Here is a 17731-nt window from a genome sequence, read left to right on the forward strand (position 1 = left end):
TGGAGCCCCGATGGTGCGATAATCCCACATTCCCTATTCGATTCTGGCGCGGCCCGTGGCCTCGCCTTCACTTTTTCTGGCGAAGCAGCATGAGCATCCACCTGAACACCGCCGAAGACATCGCCCAAATGCGCGTGGCTTGCCGCCTTGCCTCGGAAGTCCTCGATTACATCACGCCGTTCGTCAAGCCCGGCGTGACGACCGGCGAACTCGACCGCCTGTGCCATGCCTATATGCGTGACGTGCAAGGCACCGTGCCGGCGCCTCTGAATTATGCGCCCCCGGGTTACCCGCCCTTCCCTGGCGCGATCTGCACCTCGGTCAATGATGTGATCTGCCACGGCATCCCCGGCGACCGCGTGCTCAAGAGCGGCGACGCGGTCAACCTCGATATCACCGTCATCACCAAGGAAGGCTACTACGGCGATACCAGCCGCATGTTCCTGGTCGGCGAGGCCTCGATCCTGGCCAAGCGGCTCGCGCAGGTGACCTACGAATGCATGTGGAAAGGCATCGCGCAGGTACGCGGCGGCGCGCGCCTGGGCGACATCGGCCATGCCATCCAGGTCCATGCGGAAGCGGCCGGCTACAGCGTGGTGCGTGAGTATTGCGGCCACGGCATCGGCAAGAACTTCCATGAAGATCCGCAGATCCTGCACTACGGCCGTGCCGGCACCGGCGCCGAGATCAAGGCAGGCATGATCTTCACCGTCGAGCCGATGATCAATGCCGGCAAGCGCGATATCCGCACCATGCCCGACCAGTGGACGGTCAAGACACGCGACCGCAGCCTCTCCGCGCAATGGGAACATACCGTGCTGGTGACGGAAACCGGCTACGAGGTGCTGACGGTGTCCGCCGCCACGCCGGCACCACCGGCCTTTATCACGGAGTCGGTCGCGGCCTGAGCCGCAACATGGTTGGGGGCGCCTGACGGGCGCCTTTCTTTTTCCAGCCATGCCCACGAATCTTCCTGCACAGCCCATGGACACCACGCCGGAACTCCTGCTCGCCGCACGCGTTCGCGATCAGCTGAAAGCCGACAAGCAGGCCCTGTTTGCCGACTTCGCCCTGACGGCGCACGTCGGCACACTGATCACGCGCCTGCGCCGTGCCGTTGACGCCGCGCTGGTCGAAGCCTGGCGCGGACTCGACATGCCCGCGGACGCGGCGCTGGTCGCCGTCGGTGGCTACGGCCGCGGGGAACTGTCCCCGTATTCCGATGTGGATGTGCTGCTGTTGCTGTCGTCCGAACCCGACGCCACCACCGCGAGCCGGCTGGAGCGCTTTATCGGCATCTGCTGGGACCTTGGGCTGGAGATCGGCTCCTCGGTCCGCACCGTGGAAGACTGCATCCGTGAAGCCCGCGCGGACATCACCATCCAGACTTCGCTGCTGGAGGCGCGCCTGCTGACGGGCGAGCGCAAGCTGTTCAACGCGATGCGCGTGCAGCACAAGGCCGACCTCGATCCGGCCGACTTCTTCCAGGCCAAGCTGCTGGAAATGCGCCAGCGCCACGCCAAGTACCAGGACACGCCCTACTCGCTCGAACCGAACTGCAAGGAAAGCCCGGGCGGCCTGCGCGACCTGCAGGTGATCCTGTGGATGACCAAGGCCGCCGGCCTGGGCGACAGCTGGAAGGAGCTGTTCGAGAAAGGCCTGCTGACGCAGCGCGAAGCGCAGGAACTGGCCCGCAACGAACGCCTGCTGAAGACCATCCGCGCCCGGCTGCACCTGATTGCGGGACGCCGCCAGGATGTGCTGGTCTTCGACCTGCAGACCGCCCTGGCCGAATCGTTCGGCTACCGCCAGAACGACAACAAGCGCGCCAGCGAGCAGCTCATGCGCCGCTACTACTGGGCGGCCAAGGCGGTGACCCAGCTCAACAGCGTACTGCTGCTCAACATCGAGGCCTTGCTGTTCCCCAGCGAATCGCAGGTGACGCGCGTCATCAACGAGCGCTTCGTCGAGCGCCAGGGCATGCTGGAAATCACCAGCGACAGCCTCTACGAAGACGATCCGCACGCGATCCTGGAAACCTTCCTGCTGTACGAACGCACGCCGGGAATCAAGGGATTGTCGCCGCGCACGCTGCGCGGCCTGTATAACGCGCGCACCGTGATGGATGCGCGCTGGCGCAACGACCCGGAAAACCGCCGCCTGTTCCTCGCCATCCTGCAGGAGCCGCAAGGCATCACCCATGCGCTGCGCCTGATGAACCAGACCAGCGTGCTGGGCCGCTACCTGATCAATTTCCGGCGCATCGTCGGACAGATGCAGCATGACCTGTTCCACGTCTACACCGTGGACCAGCACATCCTGATGGTGGTGCGCAATATGCGCCGCTTCGCGATTGTCGAGCACACGCACGAATTCCCGTTCTGCAGCCAGCTCATGGCGAGCTTCGACAAGCCGTGGGTGCTCTCGGTGGCGGCACTGTTCCACGATATCGCCAAGGGCCGCGGCGGCGACCACTCGAAGCTCGGCACCGTCGATGCACGCCGCTTCTGCAAGCGGCACGGCATTGCGCGCGAAGACGCCGACCTGATCTGCTGGCTCGTGGAGCACCACCTGACGATGAGCCAGGTGGCCCAGAAGCAGGACCTCACCGACCCCGAAGTGGTCCACGCCTTCGCGCGCGTGGTGGGGGACGAACGCTATCTCACCGCACTGTACCTGCTGACCGTCGCCGATATCCGCGGCACCAGCCCCAAGGTGTGGAATGCCTGGAAGGGCAAGCTGATCGAAGACCTGTACCGCATCACGCTGCGCGTGCTGGGCGGCGCCAAGGTCGACCGGCATTCCATCTGGGCGCAGCGCAAGGAAGAAACAGTCTCGCAACTGCGCCTGAACGCATTCGATCCCGAACTGGGCAAGCCGTTGTGGGCCCAGCTCGACGTGGCCTTCTTCCTGCGGCACGATTCCCGCGATATCGCCTGGCTGACGCGCCACCTGTTCAACAAGGTGGACAGTCCGGTGCCGGTGGTGAAGGCCCGGATCTCGCCGGCAGGCGAAGGCCTGCAGGTAGCGGTCTATGTCAAGGACCAGCCCGACCTCTTCGCGCGCATCTGCGGCTACTTCGAGCGCAAGGCGTTCTCGATCCAGGACGCCAAGATCCACACCACCCGCCACGGCTACGCGCTCGACACGTTCCAGGTGACCGACCCTGGCATGGTTGGCGAAGGCGGCAACTACCGCGACATCCTCGCGCTGGTGGAGCACGAGCTGTGCGACCGCCTGCAGCAACAGGCCGCGCTGCCGGAACCCAGCCAGGGCCGGCTGTCGCGCCAGTCGCGCAGCTTCCCGATCAAGCCGCGCGTGGACCTGCGGCCCGACGAGCGCGGCCAGTACTACCTGCTGTCGCTGTCGGCCAATGATCGCACCGGCCTGCTCTACGCGATCGCGCGCGTACTGGCGAAGCATCGCGTGTCCGTGCATACGGCACGCATCAATACCCTTGGCGAACGCGTCGAAGACGTGTTCCTTGTCGACGGCAGCCGTCTTGCCGCCGACAACCGATTGCAGATTCAGCTTGAACAGGACCTGCTCGCCGCGCTGGAAATCTGACCCGGCCGCGCAGCATTGAAGATATGACCGACAGCAATTCGCCGAAGCGCAAGACGCTCGGCATCAAGCCGCCCGAAGACAACGCCGTCCGCAAGCCGGCCGGCAACCGGCCCGTGCGCGTCTCGGACCTGAACCGCAAGCGCGTGCAGGCCGTGGCGGATGGCATCCGGCGCGCACAAGGCGGCGCGAAGCCCGCCAAGGGGACAAAGTCACCGGGCGAACCTGCCACTGGCCGCGCCCCGCGCCAGGGCCGTCCGGCCGATGGCGAGCGGCAGGCACCCCCGCGCCGTTTCAGCGATGACAACCGCCCGCCGCGCCGCGAGGGCGGTGAAGCCCCGCGTCGCTTCGGCAATGACGACGCCCGCCCGCGCCGTTTCAGCGACGACAACCGCCCGCCGCGTCGCGAGGGTGGTGATGCGCCCCGCCGCTTCGGCAATGACGACGCTCGCCCGCGCCGGTTCAGCGATGACAACCGCCCGCCGCGCCGCGAAGGCAGTGAAGCCCCGCGTCGCTTCGGCAATGACGACGCTCGCCCGCGCCGGTTCAGCGATGACAACCGCTCGCCGCGTCGCGAGGGTGGTGATGCGCCCCGCCGCTTCGGCAATGACGACGCTCGCCCGCGCCGGTTCAGCGACGACAACCGCCCGCCGCGCCGCGAGGGTGGTGACGCACCGCGCCGCTTCGGCAATGACGATTCGCGCCCGCGCCGGTTCATCGATGACAACCGCCCGCCGCGCCGCGAAGGCGGTGATGCACCGCGCCGCTTTGGCAATGACGATGTACGGCCGCGCCGGTTCAGCGACGACAACCGCCCACCGCGCCGCGAGGGTGGTGACGCGCCCCGCCGCTTTGGCAATGACGACCCACGCCCGCGTCGTTTCAGCGATGACAACCGGCCGCCGCGTCGCGAAGGCGGTGAAGCCCCGCGCCGTTTCGGCAATGACGACGCACGCCCGCGCCGTTTCAGCGACGACAACCGCCCGCCGCGCCGCGAAGGCGGTGAAGCCCCGCGCCGTTTCGGCAATGACGACGCACGCCCGCGCCGTTTCAGCGATGACAACCGGCCGCCACGCCCGCGCCGCGAGAGCGATGCGCCGGCGCGCCGCTTCAGCGACACCGCCGACCGCGCGCGGCCGCCTCGCGCCGACAAGCCGTCCCACGCCGACGCCGACGCGCATGAGTCCAGCCACGATGACGGCCTGGTGCGCCTGTCCAAGCGCATGTCCGAACTGGGCCTGTGCTCGCGTCGCGAAGCCGACGAATGGATCCCGCGCGGCTGGGTGCTGGTCGACGGCAAGCCCGTGACCGAACTCGGCTCGCGCGTGCGGGCTGATGCCAGCATCGAGATCCATCAGTCCGCCCGCTCCGAGCAAGGCGAACGCGTCACGGTGCTGCTACACAAGCCGATGGGCTTTGTCTCCGGCCAGGCCGAAGATGGCTACGAGCCCGCCGCCGTGCTCTTCACCGAAGAGAACCAGTGGTCGGAAGACCCAACGCGCAAGCGCTTTGCGCCGTGGCAACGCAAGAGCCTGGCGCCGGCCGGCCGCCTCGATATCGACTCGACCGGCCTGCTGGTCCTGACGCAGGATGGCCGCGTGGCCCGCGCCCTGATCGGCGAGGACTCGAACGTCGAGAAGGAATACCTGGTGCGCGTGCAATGGCACTCGCCCGAAGGCGTGGTCGACCGCAAGGTCAGCGAAGTCTTCCCGGAAGACCAGCTCGAACTGCTGCGCCACGGCCTGTCGCTCGACGGCGTGATCCTCAAGCCGGCGAAGGTGAGCTGGCAGAACGAAGAGCAATTGCGCTTCGTGCTGCGTGAAGGCCGCAAACGCCAGATTCGCCGCATGTGCGAACAGGTGGGGCTGGAGGTGGTGGGCCTCAAGCGCGTGCGCATGGGCCGCATCGTGCTGGGCGACCTGCCGCCGGGGCAATGGCGCTTCCTCGGGCCGTTCGAGAAATTCTGAGGTATGGCATCACTGCCGGCGCGCTCGCATCGCCGGCAGGCACCAATGCAAACGGGGCGCCAGATGGCGCCCCGTTTGCATTGGTGTCACACCCCGTCAATCGTCGCTGTTCGGCGGCAAGTTGGGAAACAGCACCTCGGTAAAACCGAAACGCGTGAAATCGCGGACGCGCATTGGGTACAGGATGCCTTGCAGGTGGTCGCATTCATGCTGCACCACGCGCGCGTGAAAGTCCTCGGCGACGCGTTCGATACGCTCACCCCGCAGGTCATAGCCGCAGTACTTCAGCCGCGTGTGGCGCGGCACCACGCCGCGCAGCCCCGGCACCGACAGGCACCCTTCCCAGCCGTCTTCCATTTCGTCGGACAGCATCTCGAGCACCGGGTTGATCAGCACGGTCTTGGGCACCTGAGGCGCGTCGGGATAGCGCGGATTGCGGTCGAAGCCGAAGATCACCACCTGCAGGTCCACGCCGATCTGCGGCGCCGCCAGGCCCGCGCCATTGGCATGGTCCATGGTGTCGAACATGTCTTCGATCAGCGCGCGCAGTTCCGGCGTATTGAAGCGCTCCACCGGCCGCGCCACCTGCAGCAGGCGCGCGTCGCCCATCTTGAGAATCTCTCGGATCATGCCTGTTCCCCCGGTTGCCCTGCCCCGACCGATTCCAGTAGCGCCAGCATGCCGGCCTCATCGAGCACCGGCACGCCGAGGGCTTCGGCCTTGTCGAGCTTGCTGCCAGCCTCGGCGCCTGCGACCACGTAGTCAGTCTTTTTCGATACCGACCCGGCCACCTTGGCCCCGGCGGCTTCCAGCATTTCCTTTGCGGCCTCGCGCGAAAGCGTCGGCAAGGTGCCGGTCAGCACGAAAGTCTTGCCGGCCAGCGGCGCCGGCGCCCTGGCGGCAGGCTCGCTTTCGGCCCAGTGTACGCCCGCCGCGCGCAACTGCTCGATGACCTCCACGTTGTGCGGCTCGCCGAAGAAGTTGACGATCGACTGCGCCACCACGGGCCCCACGTCATTGACCTCGAGCAGCGCGGCCTCGTCAGCCGCCATGAGCGCGTCCAGCTTGCCGAAATGGCGCGCCAGGTCCTTGGCCGTGGCCTCGCCAACATGCCGGATACCCAGCGCAAAGATAAACCGGTTGAACGTCGTGCTGCGCGACGCGTCAATGGCCGCCACCAGGTTGCCGGCCGATTTGTCGGCCATGCGGTCCAGCGCTGCCAGCTTGGCCACGCCTAGCTTGTACAGATCCGCCGGCGTGTGGACGATGCCCTGGTCCACCACCTGCTCCACCACCTTGTCGCCCAGCCCTTCGATATCCATGGCGCGGCGTTGCGCGAAATGCAGCAGCGCCTGCTTGCGCTGCGCGGCGCAGATCAGGCCGCCCGTGCAGCGTGCGATGGCCTCGTCCTCCAGGCGCTCGATATGCGAACCACATACCGGGCAGGTAGTCGGCATGACGAAGGCGCGTGCGTCGTCGGGGCGCCGTTCCAGCACCACGGCGACCACTTCGGGAATCACGTCGCCGGCACGGCGCACGATCACGGTATCGCCGATATGCACGTCCTTGCGCCGCACCTCGTCCTCGTTGTGCAGCGTGGCATTGGTCACCGTCACGCCGCCGACGAACACCGGTTGCAGGCGCGCTACCGGCGTAATGGCACCGGTACGGCCGACCTGCACTTCGATGTCCTCGACAACCGTGGTCATCTCCTGCGCCGGGAACTTGTGCGCCAGCGCAAAGCGCGGCGCACGCGACACGAAGCCGAGCTGCTCCTGCTCGGCCAGCGCGTTGACCTTGTAGACCACGCCATCGATGTCGTACGGAAGCTGGTCGCGCTTCTCGCCCACCTTGCGGTAGAAATCCAGCAGGCCCTGCGCGCCCCTCACCACCGCGCGCTCCTTGCAGACCGGCAGCCCCATGGCGGCAAAGCCGTCGAGCATGGCGCTGTGCGTGGCAGGACGTTCCATGCCCTGCAATTCTCCAAGCCCATAGGCGAAGAACGACAGCGGACGCCTGGCGGTAATACGCGGATCCAGCTGGCGCAGGCTGCCAGCGGCGGCATTGCGCGGATTCACGAAGGTCTTCTCGCCGGCCTCGGCCTGGCGTGCATTGAGCTTGTCGAAATCGCGCCGGTACATGAAGACCTCGCCGCGCACTTCAAGCACCGGCGGCGCCGCGCCACGCAGCTTCAGCGGAATCGCCTTGATGGTACGCACGTTCACCGTCACGTCTTCGCCGCTCTCGCCGTCGCCGCGCGTTGCCGCCTGTACCAGCCGGCCGTCCTCGTAGCGCAGCGACATCGCCAGGCCGTCGAACTTCAGCTCGCTCGCGTACTCGACGGCTTCCGCGGCGCTGAACAGATCCTGCGCGCCGCCCGCCGCGCTGCGTCCAAGCCCCTGTGCGCAGCGACGGTCAAAGCCGATCACGTCTTCTTCGGAAAAACCGTTGTTGAGCGACAGCATCGGCACGCGGTGGCGCACCGTATCGAAGGCCGATAGCGGTGCGCCGCCCACGCGCTGCGTCGGCGAGTCCGGCGTCAGCAGTTCGGGGTGCTCGGCTTCAAGCGCCTGCAGTTCGGAAAACAGCGCGTCGTACGCGGCATCCGGGATGGTCGGGGCATCCAGTACGTAATACTGGTAGTTGTGGCGATCCAGTTCCTCGCGCAGCCATTGCACGCGTTCAGCGGCGGCTGCGGGCGACAAGCCGCCGGCCGGCGCGGAGGCATCTGCCTGCGCGCCGCGATGGGTTGCGTTCATGGCAGGCTCCGGCTAGACGCTGAACAACCGTACCGCGACCGGCGAACCGGCGGGCATGCCGCGTGCCTCCAGCTTCTGGTAGAGGGCCTCGAGCTGGTTGAAGATCGCGACGAACGAGGCTTCGGTCAGCGGCCGCATATTGTCGTCGACCAGTTGCGCGCCCATGCGCTGGGCCAGCGAGTAGCCGTATTCGCAGACCGTCTTGAACGGCTTGCCGCCCTGGTCCGCTTGCGGTACGTCGAGCAGCAGCGTGATCTGGCCACCGCCCTTGACGGTCAGGTCATCGCGCAGGAAGTTCGTGTCGCCGAACTGGAGCGCGAACAGCGTGCGCTGCACGCCTTCGGCATTGGCCACGTAGCGGATGAAGCGCGTACCGTCGCGCGACAGCACCAGGCCGTCCTGTGTCGCCACGCTCTGCACGTAGGCAGCCGACCACGGCGCGCCGTCCGAGATCACGTTGACGCCAAGCTGCACGTCGCAACTTGCGGCGAACCCGTCAAGTTCGCGCGCGTTGGCGACGGTCTCGCCCATGTCGGGCAGGTCGGCCGAGGCATCCAGCGATTCGGCCAGTGCTTCGACCGCGTTCACGAATTCGGAGAACTCCAGCGCATTGAGCGGGCCGCTGCGGCTGGCCAGCTGAACGGCCACCTGCAGGTCCTCATACTGGTGGCCGGCGGTCACCGGCTCCCAGGCATTGGCTTCCTCGCGCAGGCCCTCGATATGGATCTGCTTGGTCCCGGCGCGGCGCAGCCGGCCGGTCAGCGGCAGGATGCGGTCGCCCGAAGCCTTGCGCTCCAGGTGCAGCGGCACGATGCAGTCAATCAGCGGATCGATCGTGGCCGGCTGCGGCTGGCCGTCGGACACTACGGGCTCAGCCACCCTGGGCGGCGGCTCTGCCTTTGCTTGCGCCTGGTTCTCGGCTTTCTCTTCAGGTTCGGCTTCGGCGGCGACAGAGGCGGCCGGCGCGGCTGCCAGTGCCACCTCGTCGGCTACGGCTTCATCGGCGTCCGCCGAACCAGCCGCGGCGGCAGCGGCCACCGCCGCCACCTCATGCGGCGCCGGGCGCGCGGCCGGCGTCAGCGTCGGCTCGCGCCGCTCGACATGCTCCGGTGCAGGGGCCTCATGCAGCTTGGCAGCCACCTCCGGCGCGGTGGACTCGCCCACCACAGGCTCGCGCATCGGCGGCAGGTCATCCTCGGGGCGCAGCTCGCGCGGGCGGCGCGCCTTGCGGATCTGCCACTGGTTGTAGCCAAACAGCAGCGCCAGGAAAACAAGACCGGCGACGATCAGCGAGGTCTGCAAATCCATGTTGATGCTCATGCTGCCTCCGCCATAGACACCGCCGCATCCATATCCACCGCCACGATGCGCGACACGCCCTGCTCCTGCATGGTCACGCCGATCAGCTGGTGCGCCATTTCCATGGCGATCTTGTTGTGCGAAATGAAGACGAACTGCGTCTTGTCCGACATGCGGGCCACCATATTGGCGTAGCGCTCCGTATTGGCGTCATCGAGCGGGGCGTCCACCTCGTCCAGCAGGCAGAACGGGGCCGGATTGAGCTGGAACATGGCAAACACCAGCGCAATCGCGGTCAGCGCCTTTTCGCCGCCCGACAACAAATGAATGGTTGAGTTCTTCTTGCCCGGCGGCTGCGCCATCACCTGCACGCCGGCATCGAGGATTTCCTCGCCGGTCATGATCAGGCGTGCCTGGCCGCCACCGAACAGCGACGGGAACAGCTCGCCGAAATGGTGGTTGACCTGGTCGAAGGTGCCTTGCAGCAGCGCGCGGGTTTCCTGGTCGATCTTGGCGATGGCGTCTTCCAGCGTGGTGATCGCATCGTTCAGGTCGGCCGACTGCGCGTCGAGGAAGGTCTTGCGTTCGCGCGCCGCGGACAGTTCGTCGAGCGCGGCCATGTTGACCGGGCCCAGCGCGTTGATGGCATTGTTGATGCGCGTGACTTCGCCCTGCAGATAGGACGGCTTGAGGTCCGTGGTCAGCTTGTCGGCCAGCGCCACCTCGTCGACCTGGGCCCCGGCCAGTTGCTCGCTGTACTGCTCCTGGTTCAGGCGCGCGGCCTGCTCCTTGAGCTGGGATTCGGTGATGCGGTCGCGCAGCGGCTGCAGGCTGCGCTCGGCGGCCAGGCGCTGTTCGTCGTGCTGGCGCAACTGCGCGGTCAGCGCATCCAGCTCGATGCGGGCGGCGCCGAGCTTTTCTTCCTTCTCGGCGCGGCGTTCCAGCGCGTCCTGCAGGCCGGTGTGGGCGGTCTGCTCGTTGATCGTTTCGAGTTCCGCGCGTGCGTTCTCGAGCGATTCGGCGATGCGCTCGGCCTGGTCGCTGGCCACCTGGATATTGCGGTGCAGCTCTTCGATGCGGCTGGCCAGGTTGCGCTCGCCAAAGACCGCCTCTTGCGCCGCGCGCTCGAGGTCGCGCAGCTGGTGGCGCGCCGACGACAGCTTGCTGTCCAGCGCTTCGAACGCCATCTGCTGGTCTTCATGCGTGGCCTGCATCTCGGCCAGCGCGGCATCGTGCTGCTCGAAGCTTGCTTCGGACTCAGCCCGGATGGCGCGCTGCTCGTCGATCTGCGCGCCGATCTCGGCCAGTTCCTCGCGGATCTGGCCACTGCGCGCGGCGTAGCGCTCCATTGCCTGCGACAGCTTGAGCACGTCCATCTGCAGCGCGTGCGCGCGACGCGTGGCCTGCTCGCCGCGCGAGCGCGCCTCGGCCAGGGCCTGGCTGGCCTGCGTATAGGCCGCTTCGGCACGCACGGCCTGGCTCTTGGCCTCGTCCGAGAGCAGCACCTGGGCGCGGGCCTGCTTCTGCAAGTTCTCGATTTCCTGCTCGCGGGCCAGCATGCCGGCCTGCTCGGAATCGGCTGCATAGATCTGGATGGCGTTGCGGCCAATCAGGTGTCCTTCGGCCACCACGAACGACGCGCCGTCGGGCAGCGTGTTGCGCGCGGCCAGCGCCTGCGCCATGTCCGTGGCCGTGTAGATATCGGCCAGCCAGTCCTGCATCACCGCGCGGATGCCGGGCTCGGTGATCTGCACCAGCGACATCAGGGGACGCAGGCCTGCTGGCGTTTCGATCGGACGGGCAGCCGGCGGCGGCGAATAGAACGCCAGCTTGGCGGGCGGCGCATCCGACAGGAAGGCCTTGACCCAGTCCAGGTTCGATACCTCGAGCGCGGCGAGCTTTTCGCGCAGCACCGATTCCAGCGCGCTTTCCCAACCCGGCTCGATATGGACTTTTTTCCACAGGCGCGGCAATTCAGCCAGGCCATGCCTGGCCAGCCACGGCTGCACCTTGCCGTCGGTCTGCACGTTTTCCTGCAGCTGCTTCAGCGCGGACAGGCGCGCCTCCAGCGCGGCGATCGCCGCGGCTTCGCTCTGCACGCGCTCCTGCGCGGCACGGCGCTCACCGTCGAGGCGCGGTACGCTGTCCTCGGCATCGGCCAGGATAGCCTGCGCTTCCTCCAGCACGGCTTCCTGTTCGGCCAGTTCGGCACGTGCCTCTTCCAGCCGCGCCTCGTCCGGACGATCGAGTCCCTTTTCCTCGCCCGACAAGCGTTCGCGGCGTTGTTCGAGCTGCTGCAGCATCTGGTCGGCGCTGCGCTGCTGCGCGGCTTCGAGCTTGAGCGCCTGTTCGGCCTGCATGATGCCGGAGCGCTGCTCGTTGAGCAGTTGCTGCGCGTCGCGCCACTGCGCTTCCAGCGTCGGCAGCTCATCGGTCTTCTGGGCCACCGCTTCCTGCGCTTCGACGGTGCGGCCTTCGGCCACGGCGAGGTTTTCCTCGGCCTGCGCGAGTTCGTCGCTGGCCTGCTCCGACTTGCCCTGCCATTGCTCGCGCTGCGTGGTCAGTGCCGCGATCTGGGCCTGCACGCGGTTGCGCGATTCCACCACGTAGCGGATCTCGGCTTCCAGCTTGCTGACTTCGGCATTGGCCTCGTACAGCGCGCCCTGCGCTGCGTGCATGCCGTCGGAGGCCGCGTAGTGCGCGACCCGCATGGTCTCGAGGTCGGCTTCGACGTGGCGCAGTTGCGCGGTCTGGGCTTCGAGGTCGATCTGGGCCTGTTCGATGGCGCGCTGGTGGCGTTCCTGCTCGACCTGCGCCTCGCGCTTGCGCAGCAGCCACAGCAGCTGCTGCTTTTCTTCGCCGTCGGCCTGCAGCGTCTTGAAACGCTGCGCGACTTCGGCCTGTCCTTCAAGCTTCTCGAGGTTGGTTCCGAGCTCGCGCAGGATGTCTTCGACGCGCGTCAGGTTCTCGCGCGTGTCGGACAGGCGGTTCTCGGTTTCGCGGCGGCGTTCCTTGTACTTGGATACGCCCGCGGCCTCTTCGAGGAAGATCCGCATGTCATCGGGCTTGGCCTCGATGATGCGCGAGATCATGCCCTGGCCGATGATCGCGTAGGCGCGCGGCCCAAGGCCCGTGCCCAGGAAGATGTCCTGGATATCGCGGCGGCGTACCGGCTGGTTGTTGATGTAATAGGACGAGGTGCCATCGCGCGTCAGCACGCGCTTGACCGCCACTTCGGCGTATTGGCTCCACTGGCCGGCGGCGCGGCCCTCGGCATTGTCGAAGACCAGTTCGACGCTGGCCCGCCCCGCCTGCTTGCGGGCCGTGGAACCGTTGAAGATGACGTCCTGCATGGATTCGCCACGCAGCTCGGACGCGCGTGATTCGCCCAGCACCCAGCGGACCGCGTCGATGATGTTGGATTTGCCGCAGCCGTTGGGACCTACGATCCCGACCAGCTGGCCGGGCACCTGGAAATTGGTCGGATCGACGAATGATTTGAAGCCCGCCAGCTTGATCGAAGATAGTCGCACGGTTGTCGTGTGGTATCGGCGCTGATGGCAGCGCGCGCAGCATTAGAGCGTTCAGGAATGAGCGGCGCACGCGGACGGGCGGACGCGCGGCGTGCCGCCAGCGTCCCTTCTCGCCCCCCGTGCCCGAGAATTGGCGGTAATCATACCATCGCAACCCGGCGTTCCGGCCGCTCCGGCAGTGGGTTCCACGGCATTTTTGGCGCCCGGTTTCCCTTTGCTCACAGCCATTTACAGGCGTTTTTGCAAGCACTTTTGGGAGGGGCCGGCGCCTCGCGTGTCGGAATAGTTAGGCAATAACCGGGAAACTAACTAGGGTAAATGCCAGTCTCTCTGATATGCCAGCGTGACGCCGGATGCCCTCCGGGTGACAATCAGGGCGGCACCGGCCATTTGCGGAGGATCCAGCATGACCCAGCCGTCAGCGGCAACCCTGCCGTGGTCTGTCAGCGAGATTGATTACCGGGCCATCGAGTCCGAACGCGTGCGCGGGAACCGCGACCTGTTCTACCTGCTGGTATCGGCGTCGTTCATCGAGAGCGGGTCCGACACCTACGCCGGCAACCTCGCGGTCTACTACGCCGGAGCGCCTGAAGCGGCCGGCTGGCTGTCCCACCACTGGGAAGCCGAGGAACTGCAGCACGGCCTGGCGCTGCGCCGCTATGTCGAGCATGTCTGGCCGGAATTCGACTGGGAACGCGGCTACCGGCGCTTTTTCGCGGAGTACAGCCAGACTTGCTCGATCGACCAGTTCGAGCCGACCGAGGCGCTGGAAATGGCGGCCCGCTGCGTCGTGGAGACCGGCACGGCAGCCTACTACCGCGCCCTGGAACAGGCCAGCGACGAACCGGTGCTACGCGCCCTGACGCGGCGCATTGCCGATGACGAGGTGCGGCATTACAAGCACTTCTATCGCTTTTTCAACCACTTTGCCGAGTCCGAAGGGCTGGGCCGCGCCAGGGTGCTGGGCGCCCTGGCGCGCCGGCTGCTGGAAATCAAGAACGAGGATGCGGCCATCGCGCTGCGCAATGTCCTGCGCATGGAGCGCGGACAGGAAGACATCCCGGAACATGAGGTGAAAGCACTCAACTCGCGCGTCAGTGCCGTGGTCCGGCGCCACCTGCCCGTCGAAATGACCGTGAAGATGCTGCTGCGGCCGCTGCATCTGCACAGCACGCTGGAGCGCGCGGTGCGCAAGCCGCTCGTCGCAGTCGTGAGCCGGGTCATGCTGCACTGACCCGGAACGCCGTTTGCGCCGCTCAGGCGGCCGCTTCGGCCCCGGACGCCACGGCTTCGGTTGCGCGCCGGCTCCGATGCACCAGCCCCGACAGCGCCCCGGCCGCCACGATGCAAAGGCCGCCCGCGGACTCCTTCCAGCTCAGCGTCTCGGTCGCCAGCCACCACGACGACACGGCCGCCACCACGATCTCGAACAGCATCAGCAGCGATACGCGATTGGCCGGCAGGCGCTGCAGGCCGTACTGGACCACCGAATTGCTGAGCACCAGCACCGCGGCCAGCGCCGCCACCAGGGCCAGCACGGCGCCGCCTGCTCCCGGGACGATGATCGCGGAGGGGCCATCGAGCAGCAGCGCGCACGGCACGCCGACGGCGGTACAGCCCAGGTAGACCACCACCGTGCGCAGGCGCGCGTCCATATCGGGAAAGCGCTGCCCGGCGCGCCGCGACAGCACGTTGTTGACGGCGAAGCCCATGCCGCCGACCAGCCCGGACCATTCGGCGGCACTGCCCGGCAGCGGCACGCCGACCTCGGGCGTCCACAGCATCAGGCCGGCGCCCGACAGCGCCAGCGCAATCAGCGCCAGGCCGCCGGCCGAGAGCCGTTCGCCCAGGAACATGCGCGCGAACAACGCCGTCCAGACCGGAGTCAGGTAGAACAGCAGCAGCACGCGCATGACGTGCCCGTTCACGCTGCCCCAGACAAAGCCCGCATTGGTCACGCCCGCGGCCAGGCCGATCGCCACGAACAGCCACGATGCGCGCATGCCGCGCAGCTGCCTGCGAAAGGCCAGCAGCGACAGGAGCGCGGCCGCACAGCTCACCAGCGCCGCGGCGCTCATGCCACCCAGGCCCCAGCTCGCCAGCAGGCGATACGGGAACCAGGCAATGCCCCAAACCGAGGCACCGATCAGGATGGACAGCGAGGACTTGACCGCATGGCGGTCGGCGGCCCCATGTTGCGCCGCAATATTCTTGTTGGTCATTTGGAAATGGCTAGGGGCCGGCTTGCCGGGGAAACGCGGTACATCCGCCGCCGGCATCACATGCCGGTGATGCCCGGCATCCGCACACCGCATGCGCGGCGCGGGCCGCGCCATCGCACGGGAAAGGGCGCCGTTCCCTTATAATGCTGCGTTTCAACCGGCCCCATCCAGAACGTGAATCCGCGCCTCGACCTGCTCCAGCCCTACCCCTTCGAGAAACTGCGGGTGCTCTTCGCGGAAGTGAAGCCGGCCGACAAGCCGGCGATCAGCTTCGGCATTGGCGAGCCCAAGCACCCGACGCCCGAATTCATCAAGCAGGCGCTGGCCGAGTCGCTGGCCGGGCTGGCGAATTATCCCACAACGGCTGGTTCCGATGCACTACGACAGTGCATCGCCAGCTGGCTGGAACGCCGCTATGGGCTGCCGAAGGTCAACGCCTCGACCGAGGTGCTGCCCGTGACCGGCTCCCGCGAAGCGCTGTTCGCGTTCGCACAAACCGTGGTCGACGGCACGCGCCCCGGCGCGCTGGTGCTGTGCCCGAACCCGTTCTACCAGATCTACGAAGGCGCTGCGCTGCTGGCCGGCGCCACGCCGGTGTTCGCGAACAGCGACCCGGCACGCAACTTTGCCCCGGCGTTCGACCGCATTGCCGACGAAGTCTGGCAGAAGGTGCAATTGCTGTTCGTCTGCTCGCCCGGCAACCCGACCGGCGCGGTGCTGTCGCTCGAAGACTGGAAGCAGCTGTTCGCGCTGTCGGACAAGTACGGCTTCGTGATTGCGTCGGACGAGTGCTACTCGGAAATCTACTTCGACGAGAGCCGCGCACCGCTCGGTGCGCTGGAGGCCGCGCACAAGCTTGGCCGCGGTTTTGATCGGCTGGTGATGTTCTCGAGCCTGTCCAAGCGCTCGAATGTGCCGGGCCTGCGCTCCGGCTTCGTCGCCGGCGACGCCGCCCTGCTGAAGAAATTCCTGCTATACCGTACCTACCACGGCGGGGCGATGAACCCGGCCGTTCAGACCGCCAGCATTGCCGCCTGGAACGACGAGGCCCACGTGCGCGAGAACCGCGCCGCCTATGTGCGCAAGTTCAGCGAGGTCACGCCGATGCTGGCCGAGGTGCTGGACGTGGCGCTTCCCGATGCCGGCTTCTACCTGTGGGCCGATGTGTCGCGCACCGGACTGAACGATGTCGAGTTCGCCGCGCAACTGCTGGCGGCGCAAAACGTCACCGTGCTGCCAGGCAGCTACCTGGCGCGCGCAGCCGATGGCATCAACCCCGGCGCGAACCGCGTGCGCATGGCGTTGGTGGCCACGCCCGAGGAATGCCTGGAAGGCGCGCGGCGGATTGTGGAATTCTGCAAGTCGCTGGGCTGATCCGTCGGGATCCAACGCATACCGTGGCGCGGCCCGACCGCCGCGCCTTTTCCAAACAACCACTGAAGAAACCCAAATGACGCAAGCTCTGCAAGCCCTGATCGACCAGGCCTGGGAAGACCGCACCAGCCTGTCGCCGAAGTCCGCCCCCGCCGATATCCGCGAGGCCGTCGCCAATGTGATCGGCCAGCTCGACGCCGGCACCCTGCGCGTGGCCGAGAAGCAAGGCAAGGACTGGATCGTCAACCAGTGGGTCAAGAAGGCCGTGCTGCTGTCGTTCCGCCTGGAAGACAACGCGCCGATGAGCGCCGGCGGCTTTGCCCAGTTCTACGACAAGGTCCCGACCAAGTTCGCCAACTGGAGCGGCGACGACTTCGCCAAGGCCGGCTTCCGCGTGGTGCCGCCCGCCGTGGCGCGCCGCGGCTCGTTCATCGCCAAGAACGCCGTGCTGATGCCGTCGTACGTGAACATCGGCGCCTATGTCGATGAAGGCACCATGGTCGACACCTGGGCCACCGTCGGTTCGTGCGCGCAGATCGGCAAGAACGTCCACCTGTCGGGCGGAGTGGGCATCGGTGGCGTGCTGGAGCCGCTGCAGGCCAACCCGGTCATCATCGAAGACAACTGCTTTATCGGCGCCCGCTCGGAAGTCGTGGAAGGCGTGATTGTCGAAGAGAACTCGGTCATCTCGATGGGCGTGTACCTGGGCCAGTCGACCAAGATCTATGACCGCGAAACCGGCGAGATCCACTATGGCCGCGTGCCGGCCGGCTCGGTCGTGGTGGCGGGCAACCTGCCGTCCAAGGACGGCAAGTACAGCCTGTACTGCGCCGTGATCGTCAAGAAGGTGGACGCGCAGACCCGCGCCAAGACCAGCCTGAACGACCTGCTGCGCGGCGACTGATCGCCCGCGGCTGGCCCGGCCCGGCGCTGCGCCATGCGCGCGGCGGCTGGCCGGGCCCTCCCCGCATCACCCCGCCACACCGCCCGCGACGTGCCCTCCCTCCGCAAGC

11 protein-coding genes are annotated in these 17731 nt (G+C 67.1%); 6 read left to right on the plus strand and 5 right to left on the minus strand.

Going from position 1 to position 17731, the window contains the following annotated elements:
• The first annotated feature begins 89 nt into the window (after window positions 1-89).
• The 3 genes from map (at window position 90) to ACIGJC_RS08170 (ending at window position 5531) form a co-directional block, all read left to right on the plus strand.
• Entirely contained in the window at window positions 90-908 is an 819-nt protein-coding gene (gene map, locus ACIGJC_RS08160; protein WP_483708253.1) for a type I methionyl aminopeptidase, read from the plus strand.
• A 76-nt stretch (window positions 909-984) separates the two neighbouring features.
• Window positions 985-3567, plus strand: coding sequence for a [protein-PII] uridylyltransferase (locus ACIGJC_RS08165; protein ID WP_483708254.1), 2583 nt, complete (start codon window positions 985-987; stop codon window positions 3565-3567).
• Window positions 3568-3590: 23 nt separating this feature from the next.
• Window positions 3591-5531 (plus strand): pseudouridine synthase, encoded by a 1941-nt coding sequence (locus ACIGJC_RS08170; RefSeq protein ID WP_483708256.1) that lies wholly within the window; start codon window positions 3591-3593, stop codon window positions 5529-5531.
• A 96-nt stretch (window positions 5532-5627) separates the two neighbouring features.
• On the opposite strand, the gene def is transcribed toward ACIGJC_RS08170, so the two are convergent.
• Genes def through smc form a run of 4 tightly spaced genes read right to left on the minus strand, consistent with a single transcriptional unit; the run spans window position 5628 to window position 13122 of the window.
• Window positions 5628-6161 carry a peptide deformylase gene (gene def, locus ACIGJC_RS08175; RefSeq protein WP_483708257.1) on the minus strand — a complete coding sequence of 178 codons (534 nt, stop codon included), beginning with the start codon at window positions 6159-6161 and terminating at the stop codon, window positions 5628-5630.
• Window positions 6158-8290, minus strand: a complete 2133-nt coding sequence (ligA, locus tag ACIGJC_RS08180; RefSeq protein ID WP_483708258.1) for an NAD-dependent DNA ligase LigA — start codon at window positions 8288-8290, stop codon at window positions 6158-6160. Before ligA ends, def begins: the two co-directional genes overlap by 4 nt.
• Window positions 8291-8302: 12 nt before the next feature.
• Window positions 8303-9610 carry a cell division protein ZipA C-terminal FtsZ-binding domain-containing protein gene (locus tag ACIGJC_RS08185; protein ID WP_483708259.1) on the minus strand — a complete coding sequence of 436 codons (1308 nt, stop codon included), beginning with the start codon at window positions 9608-9610 and terminating at the stop codon, window positions 8303-8305.
• Entirely contained in the window at window positions 9607-13122 is a 3516-nt protein-coding gene (gene smc / locus ACIGJC_RS08190; RefSeq protein WP_483708260.1) for a chromosome segregation protein SMC, read from the minus strand. Before smc ends, ACIGJC_RS08185 begins: the two co-directional genes overlap by 4 nt.
• Before the next feature lie 406 nt (window positions 13123-13528).
• Between smc and ACIGJC_RS08195 the strand changes: the two genes are divergently transcribed.
• Complete coding sequence (locus ACIGJC_RS08195; protein ID WP_483708261.1) at window positions 13529-14356, plus strand: ferritin-like domain-containing protein; 828 nt, start codon at window positions 13529-13531, stop codon at window positions 14354-14356.
• A 22-nt stretch (window positions 14357-14378) separates the two neighbouring features.
• Here the strand turns inward: ACIGJC_RS08195 and ACIGJC_RS08200 are convergent, their stop codons facing one another.
• On the minus strand, window positions 14379-15344 hold the full coding sequence (locus ACIGJC_RS08200) for a DMT family transporter (RefSeq protein ID WP_483708262.1): 966 nt from the start codon (window positions 15342-15344) through the stop codon (window positions 14379-14381).
• 174 nt (window positions 15345-15518) lie between these two features.
• Here ACIGJC_RS08200 and dapC point away from each other — a divergent pair, with 174 nt between their 5' ends.
• Entirely contained in the window at window positions 15519-16718 is a 1200-nt protein-coding gene (dapC, locus tag ACIGJC_RS08205) for a succinyldiaminopimelate transaminase (protein ID WP_483708263.1), read from the plus strand.
• A 76-nt stretch (window positions 16719-16794) separates the two neighbouring features.
• Window positions 16795-17622, plus strand: coding sequence for a 2,3,4,5-tetrahydropyridine-2,6-dicarboxylate N-succinyltransferase (gene dapD, locus ACIGJC_RS08210; RefSeq protein WP_011298055.1), 828 nt, complete (start codon window positions 16795-16797; stop codon window positions 17620-17622).
• Window positions 17623-17731: the final 109 nt, after the last annotated feature.

It is taken from the genome of Cupriavidus sp. C3SS-1, from assembly GCF_057073755.1.